This is a genomic window from Paenibacillus phytorum, assembly GCF_013141715.1.
In the GTDB taxonomy this organism is placed as follows: domain Bacteria; phylum Bacillota; class Bacilli; order Paenibacillales; family NBRC-103111; genus Paenibacillus_E; species Paenibacillus_E phytorum.
Genome location: NZ_WHOA01000130.1, coordinates 1 through 689, shown reverse-complemented (window position 1 = coordinate 689; position 689 = coordinate 1). Strand labels below are relative to the sequence as shown.

Annotated in this window: 1 protein-coding gene; it reads left to right on the top strand. The window is 47.8% G+C overall.

Annotated features, from left to right (window positions below; translation table 11 throughout):
- Window positions 1–31: 31 nt before the first annotated feature.
- On the top strand, window positions 32–689 hold a 658-nt coding region (locus GC098_RS20085; RefSeq protein WP_312880233.1), incomplete at its 3' end, for an SDR family NAD(P)-dependent oxidoreductase.

The following is a 689-nucleotide window of genomic DNA, read 5'->3' as shown; positions in this document are numbered from 1 at the left end:
TACAGGTGGAAGCAGCGGTATAGGAAAAGCAGTGGCAATTGAACTGGTGAAACGAGGAGCAAATGTAATTATTAATGGCCGCCGCGAACAAATGCTGGTAGAGGCTGCAAGTGAAATTGATCCGACAGGTGCACACGTCGCTTATGTTGCCGGCGACATTTCAGACACTCAAATCGCAGACAGGTTAATCGGCGAAGGGCTTTCTCGCTTTGGCCGGATCGACACACTGGTGAACAATGCTGGCATTTTTATTGCGAAACCATTCACGGACTTCACTAAAGAGGATTTTACATCGATGTTGTCAATCAATTTGGCAGGATTTTTCCATGTTACGCAGCGTGCGGTGACTGAGATGATGAAAGTGGGTTCCGGCCACATCGTAAACATCACAGGAAGTGGGATTGTAGTACACCCACACAAGTCTTTGCCATCTGTACTTGCCGCACTGACCAAAGGAGGTTTGAACTCAGCAACAAAATCGCTAGCGATTGAGTATGCGGATAAGGGTATTCGTGTGAACGCTGTCGCGCCTGGGGTAACCAACACACCTATGCATGCGGTTGAGACACATGACTTTCTGTCTAAATTGCACCCTATAGGCAGAATGGGCGAGGTTCAAGATATTGTTGACGCAATTGTGTATCTGGAGTCCGCACATTTCGTGACAGGAGAGATTCTTCATGTCGACG